Genomic DNA, 17,108 nt, shown 5'->3' with positions numbered 1-17,108 from the left:
TCAACCCCGCTACCACGGTCTGTTGCCATCGTCATTCGTGAGTCCCCCAGTAGACCGCCTGGTCTGAGGGGTAGTCCAGTCAGTCTTTCACACCACAATCCGTGAATATTCCGCAGTTTCTCCATCGCACCAGCAGCTAAGTTACACACCAGGCCTCGAGCAGTCGGGATACGTCCATGTGCTCCCATCTCCACGCATGAATCAGGGCCTTAAATATGAAACAACGTGAGGTGAACGATGAAAAAATTCGACCGCATCCATATGACGACTGGATTCGTCTCTATTTGTGCCATTGGCATGACGACGGTATCTGAAGCGCAATATATCGTCATTCCGGCACAACTGGAGATGCCGGTCGGCGAAGGTCGGGAACTCTCCGGAAGCGTACAGGGTTATCCCAAACGGGCGGAATGGTATACATCAGACTCGGGGATAGCCGATCTCAGCTACCCGATTTCGTTACACTACCGCCCACCCGCATCGGGGCAGCCGCATATCGCGCATCCGATCCGGGTAGATTGCAGAAGCAATGGGCAAGCGAAAATCGATGCTGTCCCGATCGACCGCAATCTGCAGAGCGTGTCGGTGCAGGTAGACTGTAAGCCAAAAAAGGTGGAGGGGGGTGGCCCCATCGTTTCGACGAATCCAGAGGATTGTATCGCTCCAGGGGCAGGAGAAATCCTGAAGTGGAAAACACCGATAGATGGCTCAAATTTCCCGAACTGCGGCGGTGCCAATACCAACTGTAACGTGGTTGTCGGCAAGACAATCTGTGCCGCGGTCAATAGCTTCGTCAGTGTCCGGATGGACGGGAAGCTCTGCTCCAATTGCCACTTTCAAGGATCAGGTAGCACCTACAGCCCGAGTGTTCGTCAGGATTCAACGGGAGGCATCGCGAAGGACGATTTCCAACCGATTTATGCGGACTCTTTCCAGACGAAAGACAACATGGCAAGCCCCGCCTACAAGCCAACGTATCTACGTAACCTGATGGAGAAGTGGGAGAGAGACGGATACGAGTAGGGTACGAACGGTACTTGCTTTACTTTCCTCGAATGACTATCTCGTCTGACTCCATCGCGAGTGGCCTACCGAGTTTCTAGAGGATGGGAAAGCGTTGCTGTTGTCCTTTGACAGCCATGGGTTAAATCGCGGAAATCCTGAAAAATTCGCGGCGGTACATCGCCCTGTGGGTTGTGTTGTATCCGCCTCGCCCATTTGTTCAGTTTTAACAGAGGGGGCATGCGCTGCAGATGACTCGCTCCGCATGCCCCCTCTCTCGTCATGCGTCGCAATATAGGAACCCACAAACGCAGAAAATCCGGCAGGGGACCCGATATGTCTTTCCCCTGTCGTCAGACGGCTTCCCGAGCAGCGGGCAGCAGCCAGTGCGCCAGCGCCGGTAGCAAGAGGATGGCACCGAGCATGTTGACCAGGAACATGAAGGTCAGCAGGATACCCATGTCGACCTGGAATTGCAGCGGCGAGAAGATCCAGGTGCAGACCCCGATCGCCAGGGTGCAGCCGGTGAAAATCACGCCGTTGCCGGTGATCGACAGCGTGTGGCGGTAGGCCTGCGGCAGCGGCACGCCCCGTTTCAGGTCCTCGGCGAGCCGGCTGTAGATGTAGATCCCGTAGTCCACGCCGATCCCCACGCCGAGGGCCACGACCGGCAGGGTGTTGACCTTGAGCCCGATGCCGAGTAATGCCATCAGCGCGTAGGCCAGCAGCGATACCAGGGCCAGCGGCAAGACCACGCACAGTGTCCCGGCGACGCTGCGAAAGCTGAGCAGGCACAGCACGACGATGGCCGAGAAGACATAGAGCAGTATCGGGAACTGCGCCGCCGAGACCTCTTCGTTGGTCGCGGCCATCACACCGACGTTGCCGGTCGCGAGCCTGAAGCGCACCCGGTCCGTGTCGTTCTCTTCGCGCCAGGACTTGACGGCGTCGACGATGCGGTTGATGGTTTCGGCCCGGTGATCCGTCGTGAAGACGTACACAGGCAGGACGCTGCAGTCGTTGTTGAGCAGGCCGCTGTCGGTCGGTACGTAGGCGACCGCCTGCACGAGCACGTCCCGGTTGCGCGGGATGACCCGCCACTTCAGGCTGCCCTCGTTCCAACCGGCGTTGATCACGCGCGCCACCGTGGGCAGGCCGATGACCGAATGGACGCCCTCGACGTTGCGCATGTACCACTCGAACCGGTCGACGGCCGTCATGATCTCGTAGTCGACGCAGCCGTCCGGTTCCGTTTCCACGATCACGGCCAGCATGTCCACCCCGATCGAGAACCGGTCCGTGATGATCTCGCTGTCCAGATTGTAGCGCGAGTCGGGGCGAAGCTCGGGCACCCCCTTCTCCGAGTCCCCGACCTGGACCTCCTGCCCCTTCCACAGACCGAATCCCAGAAGTCCCACGGCAACCAGCACCACGACCGCCGCCGGACGGGGCCGGGACACCCGGAAGAGCACGTCCCAGACCGGGGACATGGACGACGACCGCCGGCGCAACCTTTCCCGATACCCGCTGTCGATTCGCAGAAAGGACAGCAGCACGGGCAACAGCACCAGATTGGTGAAGATGATCGAGACCACACCGACACTGGCGGTCACCGCCATCTCCTGAATGATGCGGATCCCGATGACCAGGATGGCAATGAATCCGATGGTGTCGCTGAGCAGCGCCACGCCGCCGGGAACCAGCAGGCGCTGAAACGCCTCACGACTCGCCTTACCGGCATCGGCGCCCGCGTATACCTCCGCGCCGAAGGCGCTGATCATCTGCACGCCGTGACTGACGCCGATGGAAAAAATCAGAAACGGAACGAGGATCGACATGGGATCCATGCCGAATCCCAGCAAGGGCAGCAGCCCGAGCTGCCAGACGACTGCCACCAGCGAGCAGGTCAGCGAGATGACCGTCAGTTTCACGCTTTGGGTGTAGAGATAGACCAGCAAGGCGATGATGACGAATGCGATCCCGAAGAACATCACGACCCGCCGCGCGCCCTCCGTGATGTCACCGACGATCTTGGCGAACCCGATGATGTGCACGCTCACATCGATGTCCCCGGCGCCGATACGGTCGCGGATCTTTTCCTCCAGCTCCCGCGAAACCGCTGCGTAGTCCAGGACCGCCCCCGTGTTGGGATTGACCTCCATCAGATCGGCGCTGATGATCGCCCCGCTGAAGTCGTTCGCCACCAGACGACCCGTGATTCCCGACTTCAGCACGTTCTCCCGCACCCTTTCGAGGCCCTCGGGCGTGGGCCGGAAGTCGTCCGGGATCACCGGTCCACCGGCGATCCCGTCCTCGACCACCTCGGTGAATCGGGTATTCGGCGTAAACAGGGACTTGACCTGGGCCCGGTCCACCCCGGTGATGAAGAAGACCTCGTCGGTGGCCTCCTTCATCGCCTGAAAGAACTCGGGAGTGAAGATGTCGCCCTCGTCCACGGTCAGCGCCACGAGCACCCGGTCTGCGCCGCCGAATTCGTGACGGTATTGGAGGAACGTCTGCATGTACTCGTGCTGTGTGGGCAGGAGCTTGGTGAACCCCGCCTCCACGCGCAGCTGTGTCGCACTCCAAGCCATGAACAGGGTGGCGACCGCGAACAACCCGATCACCACGGCGCGGTGACCGAAGACAAGCCGCGCCAGCATCCGTTTGAAGCCACCGCGTCGCATACGAGATTACCGGCTGCCGCCGGACGTCAGTTTCGCGACGCCCCCCTCACCGGCCGCCAGGACACGTCCGTCGTCCGTCTGAACGACGGCCGACAGACCGTGACGATCCGGCAAGCGGGTGAGTTCGAACCGGTGCCCGCCGTCGTCGCTCCGCAGCAGCGTACCGCCGAGACCCACGATGACAATGCTGCCGTCGTTCAGCTGCACACCATCGGTCAGCATCTCCTTGACGCCCGTTTCGATCCGATCCCAGCTCGTCCCTCCATCCTCCGAGCGGTACAGATGTCCACGCAGCCCGAATGCCAGGAGCCCTCCCCTGCCAAGTGGCAGGAGTCCGAAAAAGGAACCGCGGTAGGGCGAGGTCATCTCCCGCCAGCTTGCGCCGCCGTCATCGGAACGATAGAGGTTCCCGCCTTCCGCGGCGATGTAGAGGGCGCCGTTCCCGCCCGGGACCAGACTGTTCAGATGAAAATCGTAGATATCCGAGAAGTCGTCCGCGTCGAGTTCTCCGCCGGTGACGGCGCCGTCAACCGCGGCCTCTGTGATGGGTTCGAACGTCCTGGTCCGCCAGCTCGCCCCCCCGTCGTCGGTCTCGAGAAAGAGGCTGTAGGCGCCGACAGCGAATCCCCGACGGTCGTCCGCAAACCACACGTCGAGCAGTGGGCTCTCCAGCTCAGGATCCGAATACACCTTTTCCCAGGTCTCGCCGCCGTCCGACGTCCGCAGAATGACCGCATCGTGGCCGACGGCCCAACCGGTTTTCATGTTCTGCATATGCACCCCGGTCAACATGGTCCGTACCGGAACCCGGGACTGCCGCCACCCATTGCGCCCGTCTCCGACCAGGATGTGGCCGCGTTCCCCCACCGCGATCACTTTATCCCCGACACTGGCGATATCCAGAAGCAGGCTGCGGTCGGCCAGAGGCGCGATGACCGCGCTGCCAGGGGGATCCCCGTCAGCGGATACCCGCGTTACGCCGGAAAAAATCGCCAGCAGAAGCGCGAGAACCCGGCACGGATGCGTGCCGGGTCCGCCACGGGAAGAATCGCGGTTTCGCGATCCCGTCAACGGCGGCCCTCCCGCCTGAGCGCGGCAGGGGTGAAGTCCTTGTGCGAGAGCTCGATATCGAAGTCGGGCGGATCGTACTCGTTAAACAGACCGATCACCAGATAACGCCCCGACTGGAGATCGGTATGGACCTCCGCGTCGGTCCAAAGGCTGGGGACGTCGTAGTAATTAATGGCGAACCCCTCCGAAACCCGCCACAACTGGTCCCGATTGTCGTACTGATCAACGACGAGGATCTGCCAGGAGTCCTCATCGATGTAGAAGGTGCGCCGCTTGTAGATGTGGCGAGCGCCGGGTTTGAGCGTCGCCTCGACGACCCAGACCCGATGCAATTCGTAACGCGTGTATTCCGGATTGATGTGCAGTGGGGTGACGATATCGCTCAACTTGAGTTCGGGACTCTGAAGCCGGTAGTTATTGTAGGGGACGTAATAGGCCTTTCTGCCCACCAGCTTCCAGTCGTAACGTTCCGGGCTGCCGTTGAAGATGTCGAACTGGTCGGAGGTGCGCTGCCCGTCGGAGGCCGTGCCCGGGGTGTCGAACGCGATGTTCGGTGCGCGGCGCACGCGGCGCTGACCCGGATTGTAGACCCAGGCCTTGCGATGCTCCTTGTTCTGATCCAGCGTTTCGTGCACCAGCAGGATACCGCCGGCCAGCCGCGCCGGCGCGACCACCTTCTGCAGGAACATGCCAACGATATTGTTCAGTTTCTCCTCGGTCATGCCGGCATGGCTGTAATTGATGTCGATCTTGTCATTCAGATTGACCACGGTGTAGTCCCCGGACCGGGTCGGGATCGCCTGGGCGATGTTCCGTTCGGCCCAGTCGATCCGCCAGCGCAGGATGTGGTTCCAGATCGCCTCGAGCCCGTTCTGCGGTATGGGAAACGGGATACCGATGACGGCCCCGGTCACGCCGTTCCCGTCGTCGGTGAGCTCGGCAGTCGCCGCGACACGGCGGGTTGCCTCATAGATCCGCTGGGGCATCGACGCCGAGCGGCGGGTCCGGTAGACCGGCATCCTGAAGGTGTCGGGATAGGCCTCGAGCATGGCCTTGTGCCCGGCAGTGAGCTTGTCGGCATACCGATCCATGTTCTTCGAGTCGATCGTGAACAGGACCGCATCGTCGGCGAACGGGTCCACGTAGTGTTTGCCCCGCTCATAGCCGGGTGGCGGTGAGGTGATGCCCCCTTTCCACTCGGGGATGACACCGTCCTCGCTCCCGGCCTTGATCCCGCCCATGGGCGTCAGGGTGGCGCCGAGCTTTGCGATCTCCTCGGGCGGCAGACCGGCGTGGGCGGCCACCGGGGCGAACAGCAACAGTCCCGTGAGCAGCGTGTAAGTCTTGAGCATGGGGTGTCCGGATCGCTAAAAGGAGTAGGAGAGCGCGAAGGCGAGGAAATCTCGGTCGTTCTGCAGATTGAATTCGCCCGCGCCGAAGAAATTGACGTAGCTCAGGTCGGCCGACCACTCGTCGAGGTAGTCCGCCCGTAACCCCACCGAGACGGCCTTACGACCCTGCAAGAAGTTCTCGCCGGGGCCGGGCGAGATGCCGCTGACATCCTGCCGCCAGGCCAGGCGCGGCGACAGCGACACGGGCCCGATCGCGTTGTTGTAGGTCAGGCGGGCCCGGATCTGATAGCCCCATGCCACCTGGGAGACGAAATGGGTGGAATCCAGTGTCTGTCCCGCAAAGGGCTGGTTGGCCCCGGGCGCCAGCGCGGTGTTACCGCCGAGTCCCGTGTTGGGCCCGTTCAGGCGCAGCCCGTTGCCGGTCGGCCCACCCTCGTTCTGGTTGATGTACGACGGGATCCAGGTGACCCCGGCCTCCCCGATGAGCGCGAGGGCGTCTGCGCCGAGCGTTCTGCCGAAGACCTTCGACGCGGTCGACTGGAACTGGAACACATCCTGCCTGATGAAACCCGGAACCTCGGTCTCGAACTGGCCGAGGAAATTGCCCACCTGGTTGGCCTGGGCCGCATCGGCGCTGGCCCCTCCGAGTACCGCGCCCACCACCTCGATGTCGTTGACCTGGATCGGGACATCGAGCCGGTAGGAGACCTCGCCCTGCAGCGCCCAGCCGCTGGTGCCGAGCTGGGTGTTGAAGCTCGCCCCGATCGTCTTGATGTCATCCGGGTACACCACGCGGTATGCGGCGGTGCGCGCGAACGCGTCGGTCGCCGAGTCCGTGATCGCACCTGCGGTCTTGGGACCGATCGGCGACGGCCCCGGCTGAGGGCCCTCGGTGACGGCCTGGTTCGCGATCACGGTCGCCTGGTTGACGGTCTGCCCCGCGCCGACCCCGGCATTGACACCCGACTGCACGGCCTGCTCCGGTGTCGCGCCCGCCGCCAGAGCCCCAAACACGGTACCGGCAACCCGCACACCGGTCCCCGCCGCCGGATTGTCGGGAGGCCCGGCGATGCGGCCCGCGGCGATCGCGCCGTCTCTCGTGCCGGTGACGCCGCTGACCAGCGGCAGGCGACTGTTGTTGTTGATGAAAAAGACCCCGAACTCCGTGCTGTTCAACGGGTCGGAAAAAAACCGGAACGCGAACCCGAACTGTCCCTGTTCCGAGGCGTCCTCGTCCGAGGCCCTGCCGACGGCCTGGAAGGTGTCGTCGACCGGCGCGAAGGTGCCGTTCGGCTGCGCCCCGTCGGCATAGGTTCCACGGCCAAGCACCAGACGATCACCGCCCTCGCCGGCGAAATCGTTTCCGGAGAAGAAGCTGCCCTCGGGATCGATCTCGGTCTCGCGCCAGCGAAACTGGTAGAAGGCCTCCAGGGAGGTGTTGTCCGTCACCCCGAGACTCCCCCAAACCATCGGTACCGGAAGCAGTGCGTCCTTCAGTTCCGAACCGGGGGCGCGCAGCGAGCTCACGTCGATCGGGTTGACGCCGTTGATCCCGTTCTGGATGAACGTGCTTTCGCCCCAGCTCAGGACCTGGCTGCCGATACGGATCTCGCCGGGCTTGTCTGCGACGTCGAATTGATACCAGCCGTAGGCATCCAGCAGCCGAATGCGTTTGCCGACCAGATTCTCTGCGGCGCTGGACAACTCGGTGCGGGCGCGATTGGCGAGTTCGTTCTCGAAATCGTAGAACGCGTTGGCCCGCACGAAGGCGCCGACGTCGCGGTAGTTGACCTCGAGTTCCGCCGTCGCGCTGACCCGGTTGCCGACCGGCTTCCACAGATCGTAGTTCAGGTTGCCATCGTCGACGTTGGGAGAATAGCCCCTGCCGCCGTTGGCGACGGCGATGGTGTCACTGTCCCGGCCGGAGGTTCGCGTGGAGATGCCGTAGGACAGGGTGGTATCGATGCTCCCGAAGACATCGCCCTTTTCGAACTGAATCGCAAAACCCGGCGCCGCGCAAAGGCAGAGCGCAAGCCCCGTCATCCACGACGTTACGCCACCCTCGAACCGCCCCCCGGCGATACAGGTGTCTTTCATCTGTCTCCCCTTGTGGCCTTTGAGTAGCCATTTTTGCATGCAGCTTTGCATGCAGCCAAGTCGCCGGCGGGGACCGCCGACAGGGCCGCGACTACCAAGCTCGGGCGCGACAACTCCGTGCTGAATATTTATAGCAGCGATCGGGAGAACCTGCCGGCGCCGGCAAGATCGCTGCACGTGGAGGGATGATGGCGAAGACCCGCTCCCGTGCCTGCACCGGAATTGAAACGCCCGTCCTGCAAGCGGCTATGCCCTTTCGAACAGGCCCGCAGCCCCCATCCCGGTACCGATGCACATCGTGACCATGCCGGTTTTCAGACCGCGGCGTCGAAGTGCGTGGACCAGGGTGGCAGTGCGCAGTGCGCCGGTCGCACCAAGCGGGTGTCCCAATGCGATGGCGCTGCCCAGCGGGTTCACTCGCGCCGGGTCGAGCCCCAACTCCCCGATGACGGCCAGACTCTGCGCGGCAAACGCTTCGTTCAGTTCGATCCAGTCGAGATCCTCCTGTCTGAGGCCGGTCTGCTTCAGGGCCGCGGGGATCGCTTTGACGGGACCCACGCCCATGATCTCCGGGGAGACGCCGCGGACCGAATAGCCGAGAAAGCGTGCCATCGGTTCGAGCCCGTGGTCCCTGAGCGCCCGCTCACCGGCCAGCAGCACCGCGCCCGCCCCGTCGCTCATCTGGGAACTGTTGCCGGCGGTTATCGACCCCCTGGCCGCAAACACCGGCCGCAGTCCGGACAGTGCCTCCGTCGAGGTATCGCGCCGCGGTCCCTCGTCCCTGTCGACGCGCCGCCGCGCGCTTCGCACCCGGTCGGACGCCTCGTCGGGTGAGGTCGAAATCACATCGAACGGCAGGATCTCCGTGTCGAACTCACCGGCATCCGCCGCGGCCACGGCACGCTGGTGACTGCGCAAGGCACATTCATCCTGGGCCTCGCGCGTGACTTTCCAGCGCTCGGCGACGATCTCGGCGGTCACCCCCATACCATAGGCCACGGCGAGGTTCTCATCGCCCGCGAAGATGCGGGGATTGAACGAGGGCCGGTTTCCCATCATCGGGATCAGGCTCATGCTCTCGGTCCCACCCGCGATCATCAGATCGGCCTCACCGAGCCGAATGCGATCGGCGGCGATCGCGACCGACTGCAGGCCGGAGGCGCAGAACCGGTTGACCGTCATCCCGGGAACGCTGTCCGGAAAACCGGCCAGCAGCAGGGCGATACGCGCCACGTTCATCCCCTGCTCCCCCTCCGGCATGGCGCAGCCCACGATGACATCCTCCACCGCCCCCGGGTCCAGCCCCGGCTGGCGCGCCATCAGCCCCTGCAGACAGTGAACCAGCAGGTCGTCCGGTCGGGTAGCACGGAACACCCCGCGAGGCGCCTTGCCTACCGGCGTTCGAACGGCGTCGACGATCCAGGCATCCTGTATCGGTTTGTTCATCTCATCCACCTATCGCGGGTCGAGCGCCACACCTCAGTTGCGCAGTGGCTTGCCGTGTTCGAGCATGTGAACGATACGTTCGCGGGTCTTGCCCGTCGACACCAGGGTCATGAAGGCGTCACGTTCCAGACGCAGCAGCCAGGAGTCGCTGACCCGGGAACCGGGATCAACCTCGCCCCCGCAGATGACTTCCGCCAGGCGCGACCCGACCTCGTAGTCGTGTTCCGAGATGAAACCACCCCGCAGCATGTTGACCAGGCGGGTCTTGAGATTCGCAATCCCCTCTGCCCCGGCGACGCGTATGTCGGCACGTCTGGCCGGCGGCACGTATCCCGACTCGTAGAGCGCCTCAGCCTGGTGACGGGCGACGTGCAGCAGCTCGTTCTGGTGGAAAACCACGGGGTCGGCGGGTCGCAGATATCCCCAGTTGCGGGCCTCGAGGGCGCTGGAAGATACCCTCGCCATGGCGGCGATCTCGAAGTACCGGGCCACGTGCGGGAAGACGTCACCCTCCCGGGCGTCGGACTCGGCTCGCAGCGCCAGTTCCTTGCAGCCGCCACCGGCCGGGATCACACCGACACCGACCTCCACCAGACCCAGGTAGCTCTCCAGTGCGGCGACGACGCGATCGCAGTGGAGCACGAATTCGCAGCCCCCCCCCAGGGCCAGGCCGTTGACCGCAGCGACCGTCGGCACCGGGGCATGCTTGAGCGCCATGCTGGCGGCCTGGATCCGGTCGATCAGCGACGCGATCTCGTCCTGCCTGCCCTCATCGAGCAGGCCGAGGATCTGTTCCAGGTTTGCGCCGACGCTGAAGGGCGCTTCCGGTTGCAGGATCACCAGCGCGTTGAAATCGTCTTCCGCGACCTCCACCGCCCGGAGCACACCAGACAATACCGCCCCGTCGATGGCGTGCATCCGGGTCCGGAACTCGAGAACGGCCAGCTTCCCGGGTGCGGACCAGAGATGCACCGCCTCGTCCTCGTACACCGTGGGTTTTTGCGGTTTCGGCTCACCGATGAGGATCTCGTGCACCTCCTGACGCCGGTAGACGGGATGGGATGATCTGGGCTTCTGCGCCGAGATGGCGGGTGACCAGGATCCCTCACCGTCGTGGACCCCCGTGCGTTCGGGGTCGGTCACCCAGTCGGGCAGCGGAACGTCCGACATGGCGTCCCCGATCTCGATGCGATCCCTGAGTTCCCGCACAATGCGTTGCCAGCCCACGGTCTGCCAGATCTCGAACGGGCCCATCGTCCAGCCAAACCCCCAGCGCATTGCCAGGTCGACGTCACGGGCGCACGCCGCAATCTCCCTCAGGTGCCAGGCACAGAAATGGAACAGATCGAGAAACGACGCGTGCAGAAACGCCGCCTGCGGGTGGTCGTACCGAATCAGCGCATGGTATTTGGCCAGCGGATCCCGCAGCTTGAGGATCTCTCGCACTTGATCGTCCAGTGCCGAACGCACGGGTCGGTATGCCATCGTTTCCGGGTCGAACACCTCGATGACGCGGCCCTGCTTGCGATAGACCCCGGCGCCCGACTTCTGACCCACCGCGCCACGGTCGACCAGCGTGTTCATCCAGTCCGGGAGGCGGTAGTGTGACAACCAGGGATCGTCGGTGACGGTGGCGGCCAGGTTGCCGACCACATGGGCCATCACGTCGAGACCGACCACATCGGCGGTCCGATAGGTGGCACTCTTCGGGCGACCGATCCCCGGCCCGGTCAGCCTGTCGACCAGATCGAGGTCCAGCCCGGCCTGCCCGGCGTTGTACATCACCGAGAGCATCGAAAACACACCCACCCGGTTGCCCACGAAACCCGCCGTGTCGCGGGCCCGTATGACCCCCTTGCCGAGGACCGTGGTCGCAAAACCCTCCAGGCGATCCGTCACGTCGGCTTCGACACCTTCGTTCGGAATCAGCTCCAGCAGGTGCATGTAGCGCGGCGGGTTGAAGAAGTGCATCCCGCAGAATCGTCCCCGCAATTCGGCGGGCAGCCCTTCGGCCAGCGTCCGGATCGGGATCCCCGAGGTATTCGTCACCAGGATGGCCCGCTCCGGGAGATAGGGGGCAACCCGGGCGTACAGATCGAGTTTCAGGTCCGACCGCTCGGCGATCGCTTCGATCACCAGGTCGCAATCGCGAAGCGACTCGAGGTCGTCCTCGTAGTTCGCGCAGCGGATACGTTTCGCCATGCCTGGCTCGGCGAGAGGCGCCGGTTTGAGTTTGCCCAACGCCGTCACCGCAGCACGGGCACCGGCATTTCGGTCCTTTTCGTCGGCGGGCAGTTCGAACAGCGTCACCGCGATCCCGGCGTTCGCCAGGTGCGCCGCGATCTGCGCCCCCATGACACCCGCGCCCAGCACCGCCGTGCGGCGGAAATGTCGCCGGCCGTCGAGCGTTCCGCGCATCGGTCTTTCGGTTATCCCGGCCCCCGTGTTCGGTCGACTCGGCATCACGACCCTCCGTCGGCCACGGATCCGGAAAGGTCTCCCGATCTCGCGCGAAGCGCAACGCGCCGGATCGCACCGGCGGGGGGGCGTTTGCCGGTTCCGGTCCTCGACGCCGCGGTTTCGAAGCTATCCACGGCCACGGCTTCCCGCGTTGCCAAGATGGCCTCACGAACCAGTGTCGCTTCGTCTTCGCGGATCACCCCGTCCCGGACCGCCTCGGTCAGCCACGCCTCGTCCGCGCCCGGGCGCCAGCCGGCGATCCGGAGCCGCGTCTCGATTCCAGCGGCCTTGACGACCTTGAGCAGCGCCGACTCGACGCGACCCTGGACATCATGCCCATCCGTGGAGACATACAGGCCCCGCGTCAGGCGGTCTCGGGCTTCGGACGGTTCGAGGACCAGCTCGGCGACCTCGCGAACGAGTTCGTCATCGGGCGCGCGCTGCAATCTGCCCAGCGGAAACACGATGCCGCGAAGCAGCGTTCCCAGCCAGCGCACGGGAAAGTTTCGCAGGACCCCGTCCAGCGCGTCCTCGGCCTGTTGCAAGGTCCGCGTTGCGACCCAGCGAACGAGCGGCAGGTCCTCGGCCGGTCTGCCCTGCTCCTCGAACCGCTTGAGCGCGGCGGAGCACAGGAACATGGCACCCAGGGTGTCGGCGAATCGCCCCGAGAGCGCCTCCTTTCGTTTCAACGCGCCACCGAGCACCAGCAGCGCGATATCCGAGGTAAACGCGAACATCGCGCTCAGCCGTCCCAGACGCCGGAAGTACCCCGTGGTGGGGCCGGTGTCGGGGGCCGGCGCGAACCGTCCCGCGCTCATCCCATAGACCAGGGCACGGACGCCGTTGGACAACGTATAGCCCAGGTGTGCGAACAACGCCGCATCGAAACGCTTCAGGGCCGCCTCCCGGTCGTCCAGCGCGGCCGCCTCGATCTCTTCGCGCAGATAGGGGTGACATCGTAGCGCCCCTTGACCGAAGATGATCAGGCTGCGGGTCAGGATGTTTGCACCCTCCACGGTGATGGTCACTGGCACCGATCCGTAACCGCCGGCCATGTGGTTGGAGGGGCCCCTGCAGATGCCTCGTCCGCCGTGGATGTCCATCGCATCGTTCATCGCGGTTCGCATCGCCTCGGTGTTCTGATACTTGACGATCGCGGACACCACCGAGGGCCGCTCCCCCGCATCGAGCGCAGCCGTGGTCAGGTTTCTCGCGGCGTCGGTCATGTAGGCGAGACCGGCGATGCGAGCCAGGGCCTCCTGAACCCCCTCGAACCGGCCGATCGGCAGATTGAACTGGGTGCGGACACGGGCATAGGCGCCGGTTGTCCTCGCGGCCATCTTGGTCGCACCCGTAGCCAGCGCCGGCAGCGAAATGCCACGACCCACCGACAGGGACTCCATCAGCATCCGCCAACCGCGGCCGATGTTTTCCGGACCTCCGATCACCCAGTCCAGCGGTACGAAGACGTCTCTGCCCAGGACGGGACCGTTCTGGAAGACCAGGTCCATCGGGTAGTGCCGCCTGCCGATGGTCACACCCGGGGTATCGGCGGGAATCAGGGCGCAGGTGATGCCAAGATCTTCGGCGCCGCCCAGCAGGCCGTCCGGGTCTCGAACGCGGAAGGCCAGTCCGACAACGGTGGCGACCGGGGCGAGGGTGATGTAGCGCTTGTCCCAGTTGACCCGCATCCCCAGAACCTCCCGGCCCTCGTGGATCTCGCGGCACACGATCCCCGTGTCCGGAATCGACGCCGCATCTGAACCTGCCGTCGGGCCGGTGAGCGCGAAACAAGGGATTTCCGCTCCCCTGGCGAGCCGCGGCAGGTAGTGGTCCTTCTGGGCCTCGGTACCGTAATGCAGCAGTAATTCCGCCGGGCCGAGCGAATTGGGTACCATGACGGTGACGGCGGCCGAACCGCTGCGCGCCGCGATCTTCATCACGATCGCGGAATGTGCCGTCGCCGAGAAACCCTTGCCGCCGTAATCACGCGGGATTACCAGACCGAAGAAGCCGTTGTCCTTGAGGAAACGCCACGCCTCGGCGGGCAGGTCCCGCAGTTCGGTTGTGATCCGCCAGTCGTCGAGCATGGCGCAGAATTCGTTTGTCGGACCGTCGAGAAACGCCTGTTCCTCCGGTGTGAGCGAAGCCGCAGGCGTATCCAGCAGATCTTGCCAGTGCGGATTGCCGCGAAACAGCGCCGCCTCCCACCATACGCCACCCGCGTCGATCGCCTCGCGTTCGGTTTCCGACATCGGCGGCAGGACCTGGCGGATGTAGGAGAGCAGGGGTGCCCCGAGGACGCGCCGGCGGATCCAGGACACGTTCGGCGCCGCCAGGAATACCAGCCAAAGGCCCCACAGGACCGCGCCCGTGACCGGCGACAGGCCGCCGGCAAGACCCGCCAGCGCGAGCGCGGCCGCGGTCAGAATGCTCCATGCGGCGAACCGGAGCCGGAGTCGGGCGATCGCCAGGAGCGCCCCACCGAAAGTCGCCAGTGCGATGATCCAGGTCATTACTGCTTCTCCTCAGTTCAGTGGCGCGAGCGTCGTCTCCGACGTCTACTTAGGCGATTTCTGTCAAATGACATACCATCCTGCTTGTCTTTTCGTCCGTCCTCTGTGTTGCGACAACCGTTCCATAGTTCGACTATGCGCCTGATGTCGCGCCTTGATGACGAACGAAAATCCGGCGCAATCTGGTATGCCATTTTCCGGCAATCGCCTTATACAGGCCGATAGCGCCCTCACCGGTGCCTGGTCCGATCCCCGGCCGGGTCACGACCGTTGTGCCGCCGGTCGTGGGAACCCCGGCATCAGGCCTGGACCCGATCAATCCCGCCACCCGGCGTCGTGGATCCAGGGCCGGCGCGCATGCCCGCCGCGAGGAAATCCGTCATACGACGCACCAGCTCACCGATGTCCGGGGGATCGGCGACTCGCGAGGACGCGATGAGACGCATCATGTCGGTCCCCGCCATCATGTAGGCGAGCACGCCGACCATGAAGTGCATGCGCCAGTAAAGTTCCACTGGCGATACCTGCGGAAGCGCCTTCGCGAAAGCCTGTTTGAATTGATCGATCACCGGTTCGTACATGGCCCGCATGGCGGTCTGCATCGTCCCGCTGGGCTCGGTATAGGACCGCCCGAGCAGGCGGATGAATACCGCGCCACCCGAACCCGCATCCCGCGCCATCTCCAGCGGCGGAGCCACGAACGCCGCGATCAGGGCCTCCAGCGATGGTTCCGACCCGTCATCGGCCGATTCCAGTCGCTCCAGCCGGGACAGGCGCTCCCGGTTCATCGGGATGATGCGACGTCGGAATACCAGATCGATGAGGGCCTCCTTGGATCCAAAGTGGTAGTTCACCGCCGCCAGATTGACCCCGGCACGCGAGGTGATGGCGCGTAGCGAAGTGGCGGCAAAGCCCTGTTCGGCAAACAGCGTCTCGGCGGCATCCAGGATGATGGTCTTGGTTTCGTGCGTCATGAACGAAAAGTAGTTCAAACGTTCGTTTGTATCAACCGTATGAATACTGGGACACCGGTTTCCGTGAATCGGTTCACGGCCCCGCCTCATCGTTGCTGCAGCCATGATCTTTGCTATAGTCGCGTCCTTACCCGCCTTCCGGCGGGCGCCTGGCACCCCTCCGTATCCGGAAACCGAGGAACCCCATGAAGCTGCTGATCACCCTCGCCGTTGCCCTCCTGACCACTTCGACGCTTTCGCTGTCCCTGATCGGAGACGCGGAGGCCAAGCGCCTCGGTGGAGGCCGCTCCTTCGGCGGCAAGGCCCCCTATTCGTCACCCTACAAACGCACGACCCCCGCGAAGCCAGCGGCGCCGAACCCGGCGCAGCAGAAGAACGCCGGTGTCCGGCAATCGCTCTCACAACGCGGAGGACTGATGGGCATGCTGGGCGGATTGGCCCTCGGGGGGCTGCTCGGCGCCCTGTTCTTCGGCGGCGCTTTTGAGGGCATCAACTTCTTTGACATCCTGATCTTCGGGGTGATTGGCTTTGTGGTCTACAAACTGCTGACCTCGCAGCGACGTGCAGCCCCGTCAGCCGTCGGTGCGCCGGGCAGTGTGCCTCCGCCTCCCGGCGACGAAGGTGGGCAGGACGCGGCCTTTCGACGAGAGTCCGGTACCGCGATCCCCCGTGGGTTCGATACCGACCTGTTGTTCAAGGGTGGCGGCACGAGCACGACGACCGGCACGCGCCCGGCTGGATTCGATGAGAGCACGTTCATACAGGGCGCGGAACGGGCCTATCGACAACTGCAGGATGCCTGGGATGAGGGCGACCTGGAAGCCTTGAGGAAGCTGACAACCGGGGCGGTCTTTACTGAACTCAGCGCCCAGCTCGCGACCCGACACGGACGCAACCGGACCGAGATCCAGGAGATCCGAAGCGAACTGCTGGACGTGCAGGACAGCGGGGACCAGTGGGAAGCGACCGTTCTGTTCGACGTGCAGATGCGTGAGGTGGACGAGGACAACCTGTTCGGTTCCACACCCACGCGGGTCCGCGAGGTATGGCACTTCGTTCGCTCGACCGACCATGAAGCACCGACCTGGTTTCTGGACGGTATCCAGCAGGTCGAGGGATAGACCAGCGGCATCGGCCGGGCCACATCAACCCACAGGGTTACGTCCTGGTGCTGAGGCCCTGCCCGCGATGATCGGCGATCAGCGTATATTGGCGGAGATTCGGGGCCAGACCACCTTTGCCTGATAATCCAGCGGGCTGCGGCCGCTAAGGCGATTTCTGTCAAATGACATCCCATCCTGCTTGTCTTTGTCGTCCGTCCTCTGTGTTGCGACAACCGTTCCATCGTTCGACGATGCGCCTGTTGTCGCGTCTTGATGACGAACGATCCCGGCGCGGCGCTGTCCCTGCTTTGCTTGGGCACCGGTCTTGGGCTTCCTGCCCAAGCCGTTCACTGCTTCGCAGCTCACCCGGCGCGATCCGGTCTGTCATTTTCCGGCAATC

At 64.2% G+C, this 17,108-nt stretch carries 10 protein-coding genes; 2 read left to right on the top strand and 8 right to left on the bottom strand.

Translation table 11 applies throughout. The features are described from left to right. Positions 1-237 precede the first annotated feature (237 nt). Positions 238-1,023 carry a hypothetical protein gene (locus tag LJE91_05675; GenBank protein MCG6868225.1) on the top strand — a complete coding sequence of 262 codons (786 nt, stop codon included), beginning with the start codon at positions 238-240 and terminating at the stop codon, positions 1,021-1,023. A 332-nt stretch (positions 1,024-1,355) separates the two neighbouring features. Here the strand turns inward: LJE91_05675 and LJE91_05670 are convergent, their stop codons facing one another. The 8 genes from LJE91_05670 to LJE91_05635 all read right to left on the bottom strand — a co-directional run bounded on the left by LJE91_05670 (position 1,356) and on the right by LJE91_05635 (position 15,605). Next, positions 1,356-3,689, bottom strand: a complete 2,334-nt coding sequence (locus LJE91_05670; GenBank protein ID MCG6868224.1) for an MMPL family transporter — start codon at positions 3,687-3,689, stop codon at positions 1,356-1,358. 6 nt (positions 3,690-3,695) lie between these two features. Then, positions 3,696-4,760 (bottom strand): hypothetical protein, encoded by a 1,065-nt coding sequence (locus LJE91_05665; GenBank protein MCG6868223.1) that lies wholly within the window; start codon positions 4,758-4,760, stop codon positions 3,696-3,698. After that, a complete protein-coding gene (locus tag LJE91_05660; GenBank protein ID MCG6868222.1) occupies positions 4,757-6,112 on the bottom strand; it encodes a DUF1329 domain-containing protein in 1,356 nt (451 codons plus the stop codon). The genes LJE91_05665 and LJE91_05660 overlap by 4 nt, the downstream gene beginning before the upstream one ends. A gap of 15 nt (positions 6,113-6,127) precedes the next feature. After that, the gene (locus tag LJE91_05655) at positions 6,128-8,209 is read right to left on the bottom strand and encodes a DUF1302 domain-containing protein (GenBank protein MCG6868221.1); all 2,082 of its coding nucleotides are present in this window, start codon (positions 8,207-8,209) and stop codon (positions 6,128-6,130) included. 246 nt (positions 8,210-8,455) lie between these two features. Further along, entirely contained in the window at positions 8,456-9,655 is a 1,200-nt protein-coding gene (locus LJE91_05650; GenBank protein MCG6868220.1) for an acetyl-CoA C-acyltransferase, read from the bottom strand. A 33-nt stretch (positions 9,656-9,688) separates the two neighbouring features. Beyond that, complete coding sequence (locus LJE91_05645; protein MCG6868219.1) at positions 9,689-12,073, bottom strand: 3-hydroxyacyl-CoA dehydrogenase/enoyl-CoA hydratase family protein; 2,385 nt, start codon at positions 12,071-12,073, stop codon at positions 9,689-9,691. A gap of 44 nt (positions 12,074-12,117) precedes the next feature. Continuing rightward, positions 12,118-14,631, bottom strand: coding sequence for an acyl-CoA dehydrogenase (locus LJE91_05640; protein MCG6868218.1), 2,514 nt, complete (start codon positions 14,629-14,631; stop codon positions 12,118-12,120). A gap of 299 nt (positions 14,632-14,930) precedes the next feature. After that, entirely contained in the window at positions 14,931-15,605 is a 675-nt protein-coding gene (locus tag LJE91_05635) for a CerR family C-terminal domain-containing protein (protein ID MCG6868217.1), read from the bottom strand. A gap of 185 nt (positions 15,606-15,790) precedes the next feature. On the opposite strand from LJE91_05635, the gene LJE91_05630 reads away from it, so the two are divergent. After that, a complete protein-coding gene (locus LJE91_05630) occupies positions 15,791-16,726 on the top strand; it encodes a 39S ribosomal protein L45 (GenBank protein MCG6868216.1) in 936 nt (311 codons plus the stop codon). Positions 16,727-17,108: the final 382 nt, after the last annotated feature.

Source organism: Gammaproteobacteria bacterium (assembly GCA_022340215.1).
Taxonomy (GTDB): domain Bacteria; phylum Pseudomonadota; class Gammaproteobacteria; order JAJDOJ01; family JAJDOJ01; genus JAJDOJ01.
Note: the sequence above shows the minus strand (reverse complement) of the source record. Positions and strands in the feature narration are given on the sequence as shown.